The organism is Bradyrhizobium sp. Ash2021, from assembly GCF_031202265.1.
Classification (GTDB): domain Bacteria; phylum Pseudomonadota; class Alphaproteobacteria; order Rhizobiales; family Xanthobacteraceae; genus Bradyrhizobium.
Genome location: NZ_CP100604.1, coordinates 8,769,744 through 8,786,968 on the forward strand (window position 1 = coordinate 8,769,744; position 17,225 = coordinate 8,786,968).

Genomic DNA, 17,225 nt, shown 5'->3' on the forward strand with positions numbered 1-17,225 from the left:
GAAAACATGTATGGCTGATTTTCTCGGCATGATGAAGCAGGCGGCGCAGCTGCAGTCCAAGATGCAGGCGATGCAGGAAGAACTCGGCAACGTCGAAGTCGAGGGCATTTCCGGCGGCGGGCTCGTCGCCGTCCGCATGACGGCCAAGATGGAAGTCAAGGCGGTGAAGATCGATCCGTCGCTGATGAAGGTCGACGAGCGCGAGATCCTGGAGGATCTGCTGGTGACCGCGCATAATGACGCGCGGCGCAAGGCGGAAGCCGCGGTGCAGGAAAAGATGCAAGCGCTGACCGGTGGCTTGGCTTTGCCGCCGGGATTTGGTCTCGGCTGAAATGGCCTCTGCGGTTGCCGGTCCCGAAATCGAGCGCCTGATCCAGCTGTTGGCGCGGCTGCCGGGGCTTGGGCCGCGCTCGGCGCGGCGCGCGGCGCTGCATCTGATCAAGAAGCGCGAAGCCTTGATGACGCCGCTGGCCGGCGCGCTGCAGGTGGCGATCGACAAGATCCAGGTCTGCAAGACCTGCGGCAATATCGACACCCAAAGCCCCTGCACGGTGTGCACCGACCCGCGGCGCGATGGCTCCATCATCGTCGTGGTCGCCGACGTCGCGGATTTGTGGGCGCTGGAGCGGGCGAATGCGACCAACGGCCGCTATCACGTGCTCGGTGCAACGCTGTCGCCGCTGGACGGCGTCGGGCCGCAAGACCTGACCATCGACGCGCTGGTGGCGCGCGCGCATGACCCGCAGGTGAGCGAAATCATCCTGGCGCTGAATGCAACGGTTGATGGCCAGACCACCGCGCATTACATCACCGATCTCCTGCAGGAGGCCAACGTCAAGGTGACGCGGCTGGCCCACGGGGTGCCGGTCGGCGGCGAACTTGATTATCTCGACGAAGGTACGCTATCGGCTGCCATGCGGCAGCGAACGCTGTTCTAGAATCACACAACGGAACTGATTCGACATGACGAAACAACGATTCGGCAAACGCCTGGCCTTTGCAGCAATCATGGCGGTGGCGTTTGCCGCGCCTTCCGCAGGCGCGCAGCAGGCCGAGCCCGTGCCGAAAGCGGGCAAATTGATCAGTGCCGGCGGCGTTCTTTCCGGGGAACTCAACACCATGAAGGTCCGTGGCGGCAAAGCTGGCAAGCGCGTCTCCACCTATCAGATCACCAGCGAGCCGCGCCGGCTGCCGCCGCCGAACGGTCTGTGCAATCTGGAAACCGGCCCGGAAACATTCCAGCTGATCGCCTCCAGTGAGGCGCAGACCGCGCAGCTGAAGAACTTCGTCGGCAAGGAAATCTCGGTGAAGGTCGATGAAATCGCGTGCGCGCAGGATGCCGGGCAAATGAGCGAGGCCGTGGTCACCAAGTGGAGTATCGTGACCACGCATTGAACCGTCTTTTGTCGTTCCGGTTTGTGTGTCTTGTAAAGCTGTCGTCGCCCGGCTTGACCGGGCGATCCAGTAAGCCGCGGCTTCTCGATTTAATCTCAACTGCGGTGGAATACTGGGCGGATTCGCCCGGTCAAGCCGGGCGATGACAATGGAGGGCTGGACGAGAGCAACCGCGGACCGAATTGCCCTCGGTGCAATTTACGAAATGACATCGCGGCGTCGTGCGCGCTAGAAACACGCTGACCCCTTCCCGCGAGTCCCTCGATGCCCCATCTCTCCGCTCTGCTCGGCTTCGCCCTGGTCTCGTTCGGCATGGTGCTGACGCCGGGCCCCAACATGATCTATCTGATCTCGCGCTCGATCGCGCAGGGATCGAGCGCGGGGATGGTGTCGCTCGGCGGTGTCGCGCTGGGCTTCGTGTTCTACATGCTGTGCGCGGCGTTCGGCATCACGGCGCTGTTGTTGGCAGTGCCCTATGCCTATGACGCGCTGCGGCTCGGCGGCGCGCTGTATCTGCTGTGGCTGGCCTGGCAGGTGCTGAAGCCGAACGGCCGCTCGCCATTTCAAGTGCGGGAACTGCCGGTCGACGGCCCGCGCAAACTGTTCGCGATGGGGTTCCTCACCAACCTGCTCAACCCGAAAATCGCGATGCTGTATCTGGCGCTGCTGCCGCAGTTCATCGACCCCGCTGATGGCAGCGTGCTGGCGCAGTCGATCGTGTTCGGAACCATCCAGATCGTCATCAGCGTCAGCGTCAACGCGCTGATCGCGCTGACCGCGGGCTCCATCACCGGATTTCTCGGCACCCGCCCGGCCTGGCTCAGGGCCCAGCGCTGGCTGATGGGCACCGTGCTTGCGGGCTTTGCGCTGAAGCTGGCGTTCGAGGCGAAGCGGGCGTAGGAGGTCGTCATGCCCCGCGAAAGCGGGGCACCCAGTACTCCGAGGCGCCTCCGTCATCAACAGATGCCACGGCGTACTGGATCACCCGTTTTCGCGGGTGATGACAACCGGTGCTCAATCCAGCTTCGCCTCCATGCCGCGCTTGGTGGCGGGACGCGCCATCAGCGCGCTGTACCAGCGCTGGACGTGGGGGAAATCCGAAAGCTCGACCTTGTGGCGCGGGTGGCGCCATGCCCAGCCGAGGATCGCGAAATCCGCGACCGACAAGGCGTCGGCGACGAATTCGCGGGTCGCGAGCCGCCGATCCAGCACGGCGTAAAGCCGGCGCGTCTCGGCCATATAGCGATTCAGGCCATAGGCGCGGTCCTGCTCGTGCTCCAGCGCGATGAAATGGTGCACCTGGCCGGGCATCGGCCCAAAACCGCCCATCTGCCACATCAGCCATTCATAGACCGGGATGCGCTCGGTCAGCGGCTTGGGCAGGAATTTACCGGTCTTTTCGCCGAGATAGAGCAGGATCGCCCCGGACTCGAACACGCTGACGCGTTTGCCGTCCGGGCCATCGGGATCGACGATCGCGGGAATCTTGTTGTTCGGGCTGATTGCAAGGAATGAAGGCGCCATTTGCTCGCCCTTTGAGATGTTCACCGGGATCACCTTGTAGGGCAGCCCCATTTCCTCCAGCGCGACCGAGATCTTGCGGCCGTTGGGCGTGTTCCAGGTGTGCAGTTCGATCGTCATTCCGGTTTCCCCACAAAAGCTTGGCTATCCCGTACCCCGGAACCCGCAAACCTTACAACCGCGCTTTCCACGGGGCGTCCCCGCGCCCGCGGCAGGCTCGCCGGGCGCTGTTGACGGCATGAGATCGGCTCTGGAATGTGCGGCCATCCGCCGATAGATTGCGGCCCGCCTCAACCGCCCGAGTACAAAACCTTGTCCAAATCAGCCTCCCGCGCCCGCCTAGCCGAGATCATCCGCAAGCGTTCGTTCGGCCGCGGCGAGATCACGCTGGCGTCGGGCCGCAAGAGCGATTTTTACTTCAACCTCAAGCCGACCATGCTCGACCCCGAAGGTGCCGCGCTGCTGGCGGAACTGACCTATGAGGCGCTGAAGGACGACCAGCTCGATTTCGTCGGCGGGCTGGAAATGGGCGCGGTGCCGCTGGCCGGCGCAATCGCGCAGCTCTCCTGGCTCAAGGGCCACCCGATCGCAGCCTTCTTCGTGCGCAAGAAGCCGAAGGAGCATGGCGCGCGGCTGGCGGTGGAGGGCCTGGCCAAGGGCGAGAGCCTGCAAGGCAAGCGCATCGTGATCGTCGAGGACGTCACCACCACCGGCGGCTCGGCGCTGAAGGCAGTTGAAGCCGTGCGCGACGCCGGCGGCGAGATCGTGCTGGTCTTCACCATGGTGGACCGCGAAGAGGGTGCGACCGAAACCTTCGCCGAAGCCGGGCTTGAATTTCGCTCGCTGTACAAGGCCGGCGAGTTTCTGAAGGATTGATTTCCACTCGCTCGAAGTACGTGTCCCGGACGCGGTGCAGCGTTCTTCACGCTGCTCCGCAGAGCCGGGACCAACGCTTGCGTGGCGGAGCGATGGGCCCCGGATCGGCAGCGCACCGCTGACGCGCTGCGCAGCATCCGGGGCATGAACTAACCAAACGTGCCGACGGGTTCGATACCGGCATTTCTTTTCGGCCCGCCGTTCCGCGGTCACTGCTCGTTTACCATCCCGCCCTATGGTGAATCCCGACTGAAGCACGCGTTGTTTCAGGGCGTCGTGTTGCGTTGGGTGGAGTTAGCGTTGCGTACAGAGTTGTCTTTTTCGCGCGTGCCGCGCCGCGCGATGCTTGTGGCCGCCGGTACCCTTGCTGCGTCGCTGATGCTTGTGCCCGGCGGCGCATCCGCCGAAGGCCTGTTCGATCTGTTTTTCGGCGGCCAGAAGCAGCAGGCGCGACAGGCGCCGCCGCAGGCGAGCTTCTTTGCCGATCCGTTCGGCCTCAATCAGCAACAGCAACCCGCATCGGCACCTGCGCCGCGCGTCGCCGGCTCCGGACCCGCCTTCTGCGTGCGCAGTTGCGACGGCAAATATTTTCCGCTGACCATGCGCGGCAATGCTACGCCGGTTGCGACCTGCCAGGCATTCTGTCCGGCCAGCGCCACCAAGGTGTTCTACGGCAGCACCATCGACGGCGCGGCCTCGAGCACCGGCGAGCGCTATGCCGACAGCGAAAACGCTTTCGCCTACCGCAAGGCGCTGCGCGCCGATTGCACCTGCAACGGACGAAGCCCCTCAGGCCTGGCGCCGGTCGATCTGACGCTCGACACATCGCTGCGCGCCGGCGATGTGGTGGCCACCACCGACGGTCTGGTCGCCTATACCGGCGTCAGGCTGGGCGCCAACCAGACCGCCGACTTCACACCGGTCGCCTCCTATCCGGGCCTCACCGCCGAGGTCCGCGCGCGGTTGGGAGAAATGAAGGTCGCGCCCCTGACCGCGGAAATGGTTGGCGAAACCGTGATGCCCGAAACCAGCCGCGACGTCGCGCTGCCGGCGACGTCAGTGCCGAAGACGGTCGCGCCGAAGGCGAAGCGGGCGGAAGTGAATTAAGGACGGTCTCTCAACGTCATTGCGAGCGAAGCGAAGCAATCCATCCCTCCGCGCAAAGAAAGAATGGATTGCTTCGTCGCTTCGCTCCTCGCAATGACGGAAAAAGCCGCGGGAAACGCTACCGCCCGACGATGACGCCGATCACGTTCGGCGCCGACAGATATTTTTCCTCGATGCTTGCGCGCGCCGCGGCGCGGTTCTCCGGCGTCAGCAGGCCGCGCTTTTCGGCCAGGATCATCCAGCAATAGCCCCACCAGTCCGTCAGCATGCCCTGATCGTCGACGAGGTCGTAGCCCTGCTCGGCGGCGAAGATGCGGGCATGGGCCTCATCGAGCGAATCGAGCCAGGCGTGATCCCCAAGCGAAAACAGATCGTCGCTGAAATCGTCGGTGGTGTAGCCCCACACCGACATGCAGACGGCGTTGAATTCGCGGTCGATGGCATCGTCGTCGACGACCTGGCGGCGTGACGCCTGATGCAGGCGCGACAGCGAGCGCGCAAAGTCGGCGATGCGGGTGAGCGCGAATTGATCGAAGGCGATGGTGGACATGTAGTCCTCGCTAACTCGGATAGACCATAGATATTGTGTCGGCACTGCGCCGAATCACAATGATATATCAAAGACTTGCTAAAGTGTTCTTTAATTTGTTCTGACGGAAGCGAGGATGCCGTGAAGTGTCCTCCCTCCATTTGGTAGAGGCCCAATTTCAGGAGGATCGACAAAATGGAGTTGCAGAGCATGATCCGGAGAGCCATCGAGCTTGGTCGCCCGACAGGCTTCATCACCTTCGATCAACTCAACGAGCTGGTACCCTCGGCCACGACCGAGCCGGAAGATATCGAAGCCATCATGGAGGCTTTGAGCGACGAGGGAATAAATATTGTAGATTAGGATGTCTCGGCCTGCGCCGGGATGACGATAAAGCGATCGCTGGTCAACGCCTCACATCGCCGACAGCATCTTGTCGCCGCAATAATTGGCGTAGAATTTTCCGCCGCATTGCCGCTTGATCGCCACACATCGTGCCGCGGGGGAAGCGTTCGCGGGCACGCTGAACGAACAGCTCAGGCCGTCGGCGCTGCGGCCGGCCTTGCCGGCGGCAAACGCTGCGCTGGTGGCGGTGATGCAGAATACCAACAGCGTCGCGGCGGCGATCTCGATCATCAATCTCATGGCCCGGTCCCTCCCACTCCGCCTTGAAAACGCTATGACTTCGAACAATTGCTGGGCTTTCGGCTTTCACTATACCACCAAAGCCGCGCCACGCGGAGGCCGCAAATCGGCCCGGTCCTTGCATAAAATCATACCAGCGTATGCGTACAACAATCCCTTGGGCAGTTTCGGTTGCGGTGCAAGACGCGTATCATTGAGTAACTCCCAATGTCAGGATTGCCGCAGTGCAAGAACAATCTTTCCCAGGAAGCCATCCCGCGCTGAACCAGCCGATCGACGAGCTGGCGCTGGCCGAGATCAAAAGCGCGATCCTCACCAAGCTGCGGCTGGCGATCGGCAAGGACGCCGGGATGGCGACCAAACGCGACTGGTACAAGGCGGCGGCGCTGGCGTTGCGGGACCGCATCGTGCACCGCTGGTTGATGGCCGAAAAGCAGAGCTACGACGAGGGCCGCAAGCGGGTCTATTATCTCTCGCTCGAATTCCTGATCGGCCGCCTGTTCACCGACGCGCTGAACAATATGGGTTTGCTGCCGGTGTTCGAGGCGGCGCTAGGCGATCTCGGCGTCGGCCTTGGCGAGCTGCGCAAATGCGAGCCGGATGCCGCACTCGGCAATGGCGGTCTCGGGCGGCTCGCGGCCTGCTTCATGGAGAGCATGGCGACGCTGGCGATTCCCGCCATCGGCTACGGCATCCGTTACGATTTCGGCCTGTTCCGCCAGATCATCGCGCACGGCTGGCAGCACGAATATCCAGACGAGTGGCTCGGCTGCGGCAACCCCTGGGAATTCCAGCGGCCGGAGGTGGTCTATAACATCCACTTCGGCGGCCATGTCGAACATAGCGACGACCGCGGCCGCGACCGCGCGACCTGGCATCCGGCGGAAACCGTGGAGGCCATGGCCTATGACACGCCGATCGTGGGCTGGCGCGGCCAGCACGTCAACGCGCTGCGGCTGTGGTCGGCGCACGCGCCTGACCCGCTCAAGCTCGACATCTTCAACTCCGGCGACTATCTCGGCGCAGTCGCCGAGGAAGCGCGCGCGGAATCGATCTGCAAGTTCCTGTACCCGAATGACGAGAGTGCCGCGGGCCGCGAGCTGCGGCTGCGCCAGGAATATTTCTTCGTCTCCGCTTCGCTGCAGGATCTGGTCAAGCGGCACCTTGCCGCCGACGGGCAGTTGCGCAGCCTGGCGTCCAAGGTCGCGGTGCAGCTCAACGACACCCATCCGAGTCTGGCCGTCACCGAGCTGATGCGCATCCTGGTCGACCTGCACAATTTCCGCTGGGACGAGGCGTGGAAGATCACGGTGGCGACGCTGTCCTATACCAACCACACGCTGCTGCCGGAGGCGCTCGAGACCTGGCCGGTCGAACTGTTCGAACGGCTGCTGCCGCGCAATCTCGAGATCATCTACCGCATCAATGTCGCGCATCTGGCGCTGGCCGACCAGCGCTGTCCCGGCGACATCGATTTCAGGGCCTCGGTGTCGTTGATCGACGAGAAGTCTGGCCGCCGGGTGCGGATGGGGCAACTGGCGTTCGTCGGCTCGCATCGCATCAACGGCGTCTCGGCGATGCATTCCGACCTGATGAAGGAGACCGTATTCAACGATCTCAACCATCTTTATCCGGGACGCATCACCAACAAGACCAATGGCATCACCTTCCGCCGCTGGCTGATGCTGGCCAATCCGGGGCTGACCGACCTGATCCGCGAGGCCTGCGGCGAGGCCGTGCTCGACGATTTCTCGCGCTTCGAACATCTCGAAGCCCGCGCCAGCGACAATTCGTTCCAGCAGCGTTTCCGCGGCGTCAAGCACCAGAACAAGCTGGCGTTGGCGCGGCTGATCGCCGAGCGCAACAACATCATGGTCGATCCGTCGGCGCTGTTCGACGTCCAGATCAAGCGCATCCACGAATACAAGCGGCAGCTGCTCAATATCCTCGAGGCGGTCGCGTTGTATCAGGCGATCAAGGACGAACCCCAGCGCAACTGGGTGCCGCGGGTAAAAATCTTCGCCGGCAAGGCGGCGGCGAGCTATCGCTACGCCAAGCTGATCATCAAGCTGATCAACGACGTCGCCGAGATCGTCAACAACGATCCCGACATCGCCGGACGGCTGAAGGTCGTGTTCCTCGCCGACTACAATGTCAGCCTGGCCGAAATGATCATTCCCGCCGCCGACCTTTCCGAGCAGATTTCGACCGCGGGCATGGAGGCTTCCGGCACCGGCAACATGAAGCTGGCGCTGAACGGCGCGCTGACCATCGGCACGCTGGACGGCGCCAATATCGAAATCCGCGATCATGTCGGCGAGGAGAATATCGCGATCTTCGGCATGGAGGCCGGCGACGTCATGATACGGCGCAAGCAGGGGCTCGACGCCAGCGACGTGATCGGCCGCTCGCCGCGGCTGGCGCGGGCGATCAGCGCGATCGAGAGCGGCGCCTTCTCGCCCGACGACCGCACCCGGTTCCAATCGATCGGGCACGCGCTGCGCTATCTCGACCACTACATGGTCAGCGCCGACTTCGATTCCTACTACGACGCCCAGCGCGGCATCGACGCGCGCTGGCAGGTGATGCCGGCCTGGACACGCGCCTCGATCCTCAACGTCGCGCGAATGCCGTGGTTCTCCTCGGACCGCACCATCCGCGAATATGCCGAGGAAATCTGGAACGTGCCGGTACATCCGGCCTCGCCGCGATTGTTGCAGGAGCCGGGCGCACAGCGCGGGGCGACGCGATAGAATTCCGGCGAGTGGAAATCCACTACCTCCAACGTCATTGAATTCGGCGGAATTGCCGTGATACTGCGCGCGGTAGCAAAAACGTCATTGCGAGCGAAGCGAAGCAATCCATCTCGCCGCGCAAAGAAAGAATGGATTGCTTCGTCGCTACGCTCCTCGCAATGACGGAAGTCTGGAAATGCTCACCAAAACCCCACACCTGTTCGACGACGCCACACAAGTCACCGCCGGCGACAGCCGCTGGCAGGGAAAGACCAGCGAGGATTACTGGGCCTTTGTCGGCCCGTTCGGCGGCGCCACCGCCGCCACCATCCTGCGGGCGCTGATCGACCATCCGCAACGATCGGGCGATCCGCTGTCGCTCACCGTCAATTACTGTGCGCCGATCGCGGCCGGCGCCTTCGATCTCGACGTCCGGCTGGTGAAGGCCAACCGCTCGACACAGCATTGGTGCGTTGAGATGACGCAGGGCGGCAGCGACGTCGCGACGCTTGCAACCGCGGTGTTCGCCGAACGACGGCCGTCATGGTCGCACCCGCAGGCGTCGTTTCCGGGCGCGAAGCCGTACGAGCAGACGCTGCCTTACGCAAAAGTCGCGGCGGCCTGGGTCAAGCAATACGACTTTCGCTTCGTCGAGGGCGAACCGAATTTCGAGGGCACGCCGACATCGGCGCCGCCGAACGCCTACTCCAAATTATGGATCGGCGACCGCGTGCCGCGGAAAATCGACGCGCTGTCACTGGTGGCGATGTCGGACGCGTTCTTCGGCCGCGTCTTTCACGCCCGGCGCACATTGGTGCCGTTCGGCACGGTATCGCTGACGACCTATTTTCACGCCGATGCCGTCGATCTCGCCGCCGAGGACATCACGCGCGTGCTCGCGGTGGCCGACGCCAAGATTTTCCACAAGTCTTACGGCGACCAGAACGGCGAATTGTGGTCACCGTCCGGACGCCTGCTCGCCACCACGACGCAGATCGCGTATTTCAAGGCGTAGCGGAACATACGGGCGACGCCGTTGTTCGGCCTTTGAAAGACACCCGATGTCCGAACCCGACGCCAAACAGCCCCGCATCGCCCTGCTCGGCATCCCCATCGAAATCGGCTCCTCGCAAGCGGGCACGCTGATGGGGCCGGCGGCGCTGCGCACCGCCGGCATCGCGCGGGTGCTCGACCAGTTGGGATTCTGCGTCGAGGATCACGGCGATCTCGCAATATCGGGGGTGTCGTCGGACGGGCCGCCACCGGCAAATGCCAAATTCTATGATGAGGTGAAAACCTGGATACGGATCCTTAGCGAACGTTCCTTTGCGCTGGCCCGTTCCGGCGCCATCCCGATCTTCATGGGTGGCGATCACTCTCTCTCGATGGGATCGGTGAACGGCGTCGCGCGCCACTGGCAGGAGAAGGGCCGGCCGCTGTTCGTGCTGTGGCTCGATGCCCATGCCGACTACAACACGCCGGCGACGACCGTCACCGGCAATATGCACGGCATGTCGGCCGCGTTCCTGTGCGGCGAACCCGGCCTCGACGGCCTGCTCGGCGACCAGCCCCGCGCCTCAATCACGCCCGACCAGCTCGATCTGTTCGGCATCCGCTCGATCGACCCGCTGGAAAAGAAGCTCATTCGCGATCGTCCGATCGCGATGGCCGACATGCGCGCGATCGACGAGCACGGCGTCGGCGTGTTGATAAGGCGCGTGATCGAACGGGTGAAAGCGCGGAACGGCGTTCTGCATGTCAGTTTCGACGTCGACTTTCTCGATCCGGCGGTCGCACCGGGTGTCGGCACCACGGTCCCGGGCGGCGCCACCTACCGCGAAGCCCATCTGATCATGGAGTTGCTGCATGATTCCGGACTGGTGCGGTCGGTCGACATCGTCGAACTCAATCCGTTCCTCGACGAACGCGGCCGCACCGCGCGGGTCGCGGTGGAACTGATCGGCAGCCTGTTCGGGCTGCAGATCACCGACCGGCCGACACCGAGCAACGCGGTATTCCCGGACTAACGGTCGGTGCCGTCGCCGAAACAGAAAAGGGCGGCCTGATCGGCCGCCCTTTGATTGAAGTCATGGAATCGTTCGTAGCCTCACTCCGCCGCGAGCTTCACTTCCGGTGCGGCGGCGCGGACTTCGGCGTCGACTTGGGATTCGAACTTGGCAAAGTTCTTCTGGAACATGCCGACCAGCGCGCGGGCGGTCTTGTCGAACTCGGCCTTGTCGGCCCAGGTCTTGATGGGATCGAGGATGTGCGGCTCGACGCCGGGCAGCGAGGTCGGCACCGCAAAGCCAAAGTACTTGTCGGTGCGGAAATCGGCTGATCGCAGCGAGCCGTCGAGCGCTGCGGTCAACAGCGCCCGCGTCGCCTTGATCGGCATGCGGCGGCCGGTGCCGTATTTGCCGCCGGTCCAGCCGGTGTTGACCAGCCAGCAGTCGACATTGTGTTTGGCGATCAATTCGCGCAGCAGGTTGCCGTAGACGGAAGGGTCGCGCGGCAGGAACGGCGAGCCGAAGCAGGTCGAGAATTCCGGCTGCGGCTCGGAGCCCAAGCCGCGTTCGGTGCCGGCGACCTTTGCGGTGTAGCCGGACAGGAAGTGATACATCGCCTGCGCCGGCGTCAATTTCGCGATCGGCGGCATCACGCCAAAGGCGTCGGCCGCCAGCATCACCACGTTCTTCGGGTGACCGGCGCGGCCGGTCCGCGAGGCGTTCGGGATGAAGTCGAGCGGATAGGCCGAACGGGTGTTCTCGGTCTTCGAACCGTCGTCGAAGTCAGGCACGCGGGTGTTCTGGTCGAGCACCACGTTTTCCAGCACCGCGCCAAAGCGCTTGCTGGCGGCGTAGATCTCGGGCTCGGCTTCCTTCGACAGCTTGATGCATTTGGCGTAGCAGCCGCCTTCGAAATTGAAGATGCCGTCCTCGCCCCAGCCATGCTCGTCGTCGCCGATCAGCGTGCGCTTGGGATCGGCCGAGAGCGTGGTCTTGCCGGTGCCGGACAGGCCAAAGAAGATCGCGCTGTCGCCATCGGGGCCGACATTGGCCGAGCAGTGCATCGGCATCACGCCCTTTTCGGGCAGATAATAGTTCAGCGTCGTGAACACGCTCTTCTTCATCTCGCCGGCATAATAAGACCCGCCGATCAGGACGATCTTGCGGGCGAAATCGATCGCGACGACGTTCTCGGATTTGCAGCCGTGACGTTTGGGATCGGCGCGGAAGCTCGGCAGGTCGATGATGGTCAGTTCCGGCACGAAGCTTTCAAGTTCCGACGCCTCGGGGCGGATCAGCAGCGTGCGGATGAACAGCGAGTGCCAGGCGAGTTCGGTAAAGACGCGGGTCTTGATGCGGTGGCTCGGGTCGGCGCCGCCATAGAGATCCTGCGCGAACAGCGTCATGCCTTCGGCGTGCTTGAGGAAGTCGGCGTAAAGCGTCGCGAACTGGTCCGAGGTGATCGACTGGTTGCCGGCCCACCACATGTTCTTGTCGGTGGTCGCGTCCCGAACCGTGAACTTGTCCTTCGGGCTGCGGCCGGTGAACACGCCGGTATCGGCGCAGAGCGCGCCATCGGCCGAGACCACGGCTTCGCCCGCACGCAGCGCGTGCTCGTAAAGCTGGGGCGCGCCAAAGTTCCAGTTCACGCCCCCAAGATTTTTTAAGCCGAATTTGTCGGCGCCAAAGGCACCGTTATGCACGCCCGTCTCTTGCACGAAGAATCCTCCTCGAACCCGCGTATCTCGATCGCGCGAATGCCGCCAAACGCGCCTGTGTCGCGGTGACCCTGTGAATATAGCCTTCCGGCCATGGTCCGGCGACCTAATACTCATGAACGCCGCGCTTGCCAAGCCGATCCCGTGCGTTTTGGTATATTCCGGCCATGGCTTTGATCTGGATCAATTTTTGCTGCAGCGCGGAGGCTGATCCGCAAGGTATTTTGTCGATGTTAGCGCTGTCATGGCGACGATCAGTCGCGCTCCCGCCAAGTCTTTTATTGCGGCGCACCATTGAAAGCTTAACGGGGCGCCCCTTCGCCAATGAGGGCGTATGGACCCCAGAACGCCGGATAGGCATTCCTGGGCGATGAGGCATCGTTGAGATAGGCCAGCATGGCCTGACGCAGCGCCTCGGCGCGGCCGAGCCGGGGATCGGCCTTGAGACGATCGAAGGTCGATGTGGTCAAGCGGGTGGCCGCTTCCGAATCGACCGACCAGTGCGAGACCAGCAATGCTCTTGCACCGGCATAGAAGAACGATCGCGCGAGACCCGACAGCGCTTCGGCGCCGGGCTTGTCGCCGGCGATGGTATTGCACGCGGACAACACCACCCAATCGGCATTGAGCTTCAATTGCGCGACTTCGCTCGAGGTGAGCAGGCCGTCGTCGAGTTCGCTCGGTTGTTTCGGCAGGCTCAGCACCAGCGAAGGTTCGCCGACACCCCTTACATCGCCGGCGACGAGGCCATGGGTCGCGAAATAGATGATGCCGTAATCGGCGAGGGCCAGGCGCTTGACCGTGGTTTCGCTGGCGTCGCTGCCCAGATGAATATCGCCGGCGGAAACGCCGAGATCTTTTGCGACCGCCTTGAGTTCGTCGGCGGTGTCGGGCAGTTGCGGCAAGGCTGCCGCGAGCCTGGCGCGGTCGACGCCGGCGCCCTGCCAGAAGTCGGTATAGGCCGATGTCACCAGCGCCCGGGACGCAGACTTGGTGGCACCCGGTTTGCCGGCGGCGCGATTATCACCAGTGCCCTCCGGCGACGGGTTGAACAGCGGATCGCCGAAACCGGTCATCGGTTTTGTGCTTTGAGCCCGGTGCGCAACGAAGCGCAGCGATTTCAGACTCGCAACAGAGGGCAATACCGACACCGCCTGCCGCTTCAGCAGCCAGGCTGCGTCGCGATAGCCATCGAATGTTTCCGGGATCGCCGCCGCGGGTTTTTCCGTCACCAGCAGGTGGAACGGCAGCGCCGTCAGCGCGCCCGCGGGCGCGACCAGCAGACTGCGCTTGTCCTTGACCAGCGCCTCGACCGGACCCAGCAGGGTCGCATACAGCTCGTTGGCAAGCGCCAGATCGAACAGTCCGGACTTGCCGGACGCATCGCTGGCGTGACTGACATCAAGGCCGTGGCGGAACCGCGCAACCTTCTGCGACAAGGCCTCGGCGCCGAGCGGAACGGACTTCCAGTCAAACGCGTCCTGCGTGATCGCAAAGACATAGCTTTCTTTTTCCGTGACCGAGAACAGCACCATGGCCTCAGTGCCTGACAACAGCGCCTGAATCTCCTTCGCCGTCATCGGCAGCGGATTCGACAGGGCGGCATAGTCGGGGAATTCGGCCACGAAGGTTTTTTGCAGACCCGCACGTTCCGCGGAAACAGCGGCAAGGCGTTCCCTGCTCCGCTGCTCGGCTGCGGCATCGCGCTTCGACCGCTCTTTGGACACCGAGGCAATGATCGCCTTGTCGAGCATTTCCGCCTCCGCGGCGAGGTCCTGATCCCTGCGCACCAGTTGCGCGAGACGATCGGTCCCGGCCGCCAGCCGCACCGCCAGCTTGTTGACCGCGGAAGCGGCCGATGACTGGGTGCCGCGCTGGACCGCGTTGAGCGCATCGTCGAGCGCCTTTTCGGCCGGCATCAATTGTTGCCGCTGCGCCGACAACAACACGGCGAGCGCGACGCGCGGCTGCGTCCGGCCGTTGCCGATCGTTTGTTCCACGATCGGCAGTGCATCGGCCGTGCGTCCCTCCGCCTGATAGAGCGAGGCCATATTGTTCAGCGACATCGCAAGATCCGGATGATCGGCGCCGAGCGCGCTTTGGCGGATCGCCACCGCGCGCTGATACAGCGGCTCGGCATCCGCGTAACGGCTCTGCCGCTCATAAAAGTCCGCCAGATTGTTCAGCGAACGCGCGACATCGGGATGATCGCGGCCGAGCACTTTCTCGCGGATCGCAAGCGACCGCTTGATCAGCGGCTCGGCCTCGGCGTAGCGGCCTTGCGCCTTGTCGACCTGGCCGAGATTGTTCAGCAGCGTCGCGACCGCGGGATGCTCCGGTCCAGCCGCTTTTTCGTAGATCCCAAGCGCGCGCCTGAACAGCGGCTCGGAATCGGCATGGCGTCCCTGCTTCTCATACAGCGTCGCCAGATTGTTCAGCGACTGCCCGACATCGGGATGGTTTTGTGGAAGCGATTTTTCGCGCAGCGTCAGCGCCCGCTTGAACAACGGTTCGGCCTCGGCATAGCGCTCCTGTCGCTGGTACAGCGCCGCCAGATTGTTCAATTCGGGGGCCATCGCGGATGAGTCGAGACCGGCCGCCTGCTCCAGGATCGCGATCGACCGCTTGAGCAACGGTTCGGCCTCGGCGTCCCTGCCTTGGTGGCCATAGAGATCCGCCAGATTGTTCAGCGCGCCTGCGACATCGCGATCAAGGGGACCGCGGGTCTTCTCCAGGGTCTCCAGCTGATGCTGCGCCAGCGTGGTTGCTTCGGCATATTTTCCGGCCCGGCTGAGCTCGGCGATTTTGGCGCTGAGTGCCGCCGTCTCGCCTTTTTGCGCCGACGACGGCGCGCTGAAGCCGGTGCTCGCGATCAGCGCGAGCCACAGCACAAGAGGTAATCGATTGCGCGGTTTCATCCTGCCGACTTGCGTTGGTTAACCGCCGCGACGCGCGCCGGCATGGACTAAGTCGCGGAAACCTATCTGCCCGTTCAATCCGCCTGCGATGATCCGCTAGTCCTTGGCCCGGGCCTCACCCGCCAGCCTGACCAGCATCTTGCGCAATGCCATGCCGCTGGTGACCCGTTCCGGGAAATCCAGCCGCAGCGTCTTGCCGTCCACCTGCATGTCGATCCCGTCGGGGTCGCAGCCAGTGCATGTCCAGTCCGCGCTGTCGGCGCCGAGCAGTTTTGTCGCATAGAGGTTCATCGCCTCGCGGTGATCCTCGTTCATGTGCTGGATCGCGCCCGGCTCGGCTTCCAGCAGCGCCTCCGCGTCCGAAATATCGGTCAAAAACTGCCCAGGCTTGAGGTCTACGATCCGCCCAAAGCCGGCGACCAGATGGGCGCCCGAGGGCGCGATCCGGAAGAAGGAGAAATCCTTGAACTCCACAAAGCCTTCCGCCGACGGATGCGCGTTGAGGTAGCGCCGGCGCAACAACGCGGATTGATCGCCCGTGGCCTCCTCGGCCCGGCCCGCCAGCATGATCCGGGCACCCTCCAACGGGTCGCCCGCGGCCCGCTCGTCGAGCATCAGCGACACCCTGCTATCGCCAATGATGTTCTTGGTGTGCAGCGCCAGCCGCGAAATCAGCAGGATCGGTGACGCATCGGCGTGGCTGGCGACATTGACCAGCGAGCAATAGGGGTCGCCACTGCCAACCATCAGGGTCGCCAGCGCCCCCTGCCGGCTGCGCCGGAGCAGCGAGCGGGCCAGCCTGGAAGCGTTAAAATCGGGGGGCGGTTGCATGGTTCCAATCAGCCATCTTATTGCAAAAAGGGCCTTTTCTCAGGCCTTGAGGGTGCTATATGGGGTAGAACGCATCACCCGCAGAAGCGTTTTTGCGGAACTCGGTCACACTTCAGCCCAGCTTGCATTGCTCGTTGACCGCGTAGGAAGCCCATTTATACGGCGCATAGCTGAATTGCCCGCCGTTTAAGCCACTCTCTGATCTGAAAGCAGGCTCATGCCCACAATCGCCCTGGTCGACGACGACCGCAACATTCTGACATCCGTCTCGATCGCGCTCGAAGCCGAAGGCTATCGCATCATGACCTATACGGATGGAGCCTCGGCGCTGGACGGTTTCCGCACCTCACCACCGGATCTTGCGATCCTCGATATCAAGATGCCGCGCATGGACGGCATGGAGACGCTGCGGCGGCTGCGGCAGAAATCCGATCTGCCGGTGATTTTTCTCACCTCCAAGGATGAGGAGATCGACGAATTGTTCGGCCTCAAGATGGGCGCCGACGATTTCATCCGCAAGCCGTTCTCGCAGCGCCTGCTGGTCGAGCGCGTCAAAGCCGTGCTCCGCCGTGGCCAGCCCAAGGATCCGACCGCCGCTCCCAAGGAGCCGGACGCAAGGGCGCTGGACCGCGGCCTGTTACGGATGGATCCGGAGCGTCACACCTGCACCTGGAAGAACGAGCCGGTGACGCTGACGGTCACGGAATTCCTGATCCTGCAGGCCCTGGCGACCAGGCCCGGCGTGGTGAAAAGCCGCAATGCGCTGATGGACGCGGCCTATGACGACCAGGTCTATGTCGACGACCGCACCATCGACAGCCACATCAAGCGGCTGCGCAAGAAGTTCAAGGTGGTGGACGACGATTTCGAGATGATCGAGACGCTGTACGGCGTCGGCTATCGCTTCAAGGAAGCCTGAGCAGCATGATCCGGAAAAGTGAGAA

17 protein-coding genes are annotated in these 17,225 nt (G+C 63.4%); 11 read left to right on the forward strand and 6 right to left on the reverse strand.

The genetic code is table 11. The annotated features are described in order from the left end of the window. Positions 1 to 10: 10 nt before the first annotated feature. The 4 genes from NL528_RS42150 (at position 11) to NL528_RS42165 (ending at position 2,295) form a co-directional block, all read left to right on the forward strand. Positions 11 to 331, forward strand: a complete 321-nt coding sequence (locus NL528_RS42150; RefSeq protein WP_309180235.1) for a YbaB/EbfC family nucleoid-associated protein — start codon at positions 11 to 13, stop codon at positions 329 to 331. Between the two features lies 1 nt (position 332). Then, positions 333 to 938, forward strand: coding sequence for a recombination mediator RecR (gene recR / locus NL528_RS42155; RefSeq protein ID WP_074272838.1), 606 nt, complete (start codon positions 333 to 335; stop codon positions 936 to 938). Positions 939 to 963: 25 nt separating this feature from the next. Beyond that, complete coding sequence (locus tag NL528_RS42160; protein WP_309180236.1) at positions 964 to 1,395, forward strand: hypothetical protein; 432 nt, start codon at positions 964 to 966, stop codon at positions 1,393 to 1,395. Positions 1,396 to 1,659: 264 nt separating this feature from the next. Further along, entirely contained in the window at positions 1,660 to 2,295 is a 636-nt protein-coding gene (locus NL528_RS42165; protein ID WP_309180237.1) for a LysE family translocator, read from the forward strand. Positions 2,296 to 2,409: 114 nt separating this feature from the next. Here NL528_RS42165 and NL528_RS42170 read toward each other — a convergent pair whose 3' ends face one another. After that, a complete protein-coding gene (locus tag NL528_RS42170) occupies positions 2,410 to 3,036 on the reverse strand; it encodes a glutathione S-transferase family protein (RefSeq protein ID WP_309180238.1) in 627 nt (208 codons plus the stop codon). A gap of 192 nt (positions 3,037 to 3,228) precedes the next feature. Here NL528_RS42170 and pyrE point away from each other — a divergent pair, with 192 nt between their 5' ends. After that, entirely contained in the window at positions 3,229 to 3,792 is a 564-nt protein-coding gene (gene pyrE / locus NL528_RS42175) for an orotate phosphoribosyltransferase (protein ID WP_309180239.1), read from the forward strand. Positions 3,793 to 4,092: 300 nt separating this feature from the next. Further along, positions 4,093 to 4,899 (forward strand): DUF2865 domain-containing protein, encoded by an 807-nt coding sequence (locus tag NL528_RS42180; protein WP_375143946.1) that lies wholly within the window; start codon positions 4,093 to 4,095, stop codon positions 4,897 to 4,899. A gap of 118 nt (positions 4,900 to 5,017) precedes the next feature. Here NL528_RS42180 and NL528_RS42185 read toward each other — a convergent pair whose 3' ends face one another. Beyond that, positions 5,018 to 5,449, reverse strand: a complete 432-nt coding sequence (locus NL528_RS42185; RefSeq protein WP_309180240.1) for a hypothetical protein — start codon at positions 5,447 to 5,449, stop codon at positions 5,018 to 5,020. A 174-nt stretch (positions 5,450 to 5,623) separates the two neighbouring features. On the opposite strand from NL528_RS42185, the gene NL528_RS42190 reads away from it, so the two are divergent. Continuing rightward, positions 5,624 to 5,791 carry an RNA polymerase sigma factor region1.1 domain-containing protein gene (locus tag NL528_RS42190; RefSeq protein ID WP_309180241.1) on the forward strand — a complete coding sequence of 56 codons (168 nt, stop codon included), beginning with the start codon at positions 5,624 to 5,626 and terminating at the stop codon, positions 5,789 to 5,791. A gap of 51 nt (positions 5,792 to 5,842) precedes the next feature. Here NL528_RS42190 and NL528_RS42195 read toward each other — a convergent pair whose 3' ends face one another. Next, a complete protein-coding gene (locus NL528_RS42195; protein ID WP_309180242.1) occupies positions 5,843 to 6,073 on the reverse strand; it encodes a hypothetical protein in 231 nt (76 codons plus the stop codon). Positions 6,074 to 6,297: 224 nt separating this feature from the next. Between NL528_RS42195 and NL528_RS42200 the strand changes: the two genes are divergently transcribed. The 3 genes from NL528_RS42200 (at position 6,298) to rocF (ending at position 10,835) form a co-directional block, all read left to right on the forward strand. Next, on the forward strand, positions 6,298 to 8,826 hold the full coding sequence (locus NL528_RS42200) for a glycogen/starch/alpha-glucan phosphorylase (RefSeq protein WP_309180243.1): 2,529 nt from the start codon (positions 6,298 to 6,300) through the stop codon (positions 8,824 to 8,826). Between the two features lie 178 nt (positions 8,827 to 9,004). Then, on the forward strand, positions 9,005 to 9,823 hold the full coding sequence (locus NL528_RS42205; protein WP_309180244.1) for a thioesterase family protein: 819 nt from the start codon (positions 9,005 to 9,007) through the stop codon (positions 9,821 to 9,823). A gap of 46 nt (positions 9,824 to 9,869) precedes the next feature. Then, positions 9,870 to 10,835 carry an arginase gene (gene rocF / locus NL528_RS42210; RefSeq protein WP_309180245.1) on the forward strand — a complete coding sequence of 322 codons (966 nt, stop codon included), beginning with the start codon at positions 9,870 to 9,872 and terminating at the stop codon, positions 10,833 to 10,835. Positions 10,836 to 10,915: 80 nt separating this feature from the next. Here the strand turns inward: rocF and NL528_RS42215 are convergent, their stop codons facing one another. The 3 genes from NL528_RS42215 to NL528_RS42225 all read right to left on the reverse strand — a co-directional run bounded on the left by NL528_RS42215 (position 10,916) and on the right by NL528_RS42225 (position 16,281). Next, positions 10,916 to 12,532 (reverse strand): phosphoenolpyruvate carboxykinase, encoded by a 1,617-nt coding sequence (locus NL528_RS42215; protein ID WP_309178660.1) that lies wholly within the window; start codon positions 12,530 to 12,532, stop codon positions 10,916 to 10,918. A gap of 302 nt (positions 12,533 to 12,834) precedes the next feature. Continuing rightward, positions 12,835 to 15,450, reverse strand: a complete 2,616-nt coding sequence (locus NL528_RS42220; protein WP_309180246.1) for a CHAT domain-containing tetratricopeptide repeat protein — start codon at positions 15,448 to 15,450, stop codon at positions 12,835 to 12,837. A gap of 96 nt (positions 15,451 to 15,546) precedes the next feature. Further along, complete coding sequence (locus NL528_RS42225; RefSeq protein WP_309180247.1) at positions 15,547 to 16,281, reverse strand: DUF2470 domain-containing protein; 735 nt, start codon at positions 16,279 to 16,281, stop codon at positions 15,547 to 15,549. A gap of 217 nt (positions 16,282 to 16,498) precedes the next feature. Between NL528_RS42225 and NL528_RS42230 the strand changes: the two genes are divergently transcribed. After that, positions 16,499 to 17,200, forward strand: a complete 702-nt coding sequence (locus tag NL528_RS42230) for a response regulator transcription factor (RefSeq protein ID WP_016843287.1) — start codon at positions 16,499 to 16,501, stop codon at positions 17,198 to 17,200. Positions 17,201 to 17,225 lie beyond the last annotated feature (25 nt).

Coding starts and splice junctions, on each gene's coding strand:
- NL528_RS42150 (WP_309180235.1), top strand. CDS start 11: ATGGCTGATTTTCTCGGCATGATGAAGCAGGCGGCGCAGCTGCAGTCC.
- recR (WP_074272838.1), top strand. CDS start 333: ATGGCCTCTGCGGTTGCCGGTCCCGAAATCGAGCGCCTGATCCAGCTG.
- NL528_RS42160 (WP_309180236.1), top strand. CDS start 964: ATGACGAAACAACGATTCGGCAAACGCCTGGCCTTTGCAGCAATCATG.
- NL528_RS42165 (WP_309180237.1), top strand. CDS start 1,660: ATGCCCCATCTCTCCGCTCTGCTCGGCTTCGCCCTGGTCTCGTTCGGC.
- NL528_RS42170 (WP_309180238.1), bottom strand. CDS start 3,036: ATGACGATCGAACTGCACACCTGGAACACGCCCAACGGCCGCAAGATC.
- NL528_RS42185 (WP_309180240.1), bottom strand. CDS start 5,449: ATGTCCACCATCGCCTTCGATCAATTCGCGCTCACCCGCATCGCCGAC.
- NL528_RS42190 (WP_309180241.1), top strand. CDS start 5,624: ATGGAGTTGCAGAGCATGATCCGGAGAGCCATCGAGCTTGGTCGCCCG.
- NL528_RS42195 (WP_309180242.1), bottom strand. CDS start 6,073: ATGAGATTGATGATCGAGATCGCCGCCGCGACGCTGTTGGTATTCTGC.
- NL528_RS42205 (WP_309180244.1), top strand. CDS start 9,005: ATGCTCACCAAAACCCCACACCTGTTCGACGACGCCACACAAGTCACC.
- rocF (WP_309180245.1), top strand. CDS start 9,870: ATGTCCGAACCCGACGCCAAACAGCCCCGCATCGCCCTGCTCGGCATC.
- NL528_RS42220 (WP_309180246.1), bottom strand. CDS start 15,450: ATGAAACCGCGCAATCGATTACCTCTTGTGCTGTGGCTCGCGCTGATC.
- NL528_RS42225 (WP_309180247.1), bottom strand. CDS start 16,281: ATGCAACCGCCCCCCGATTTTAACGCTTCCAGGCTGGCCCGCTCGCTG.
- NL528_RS42230 (WP_016843287.1), top strand. CDS start 16,499: ATGCCCACAATCGCCCTGGTCGACGACGACCGCAACATTCTGACATCC.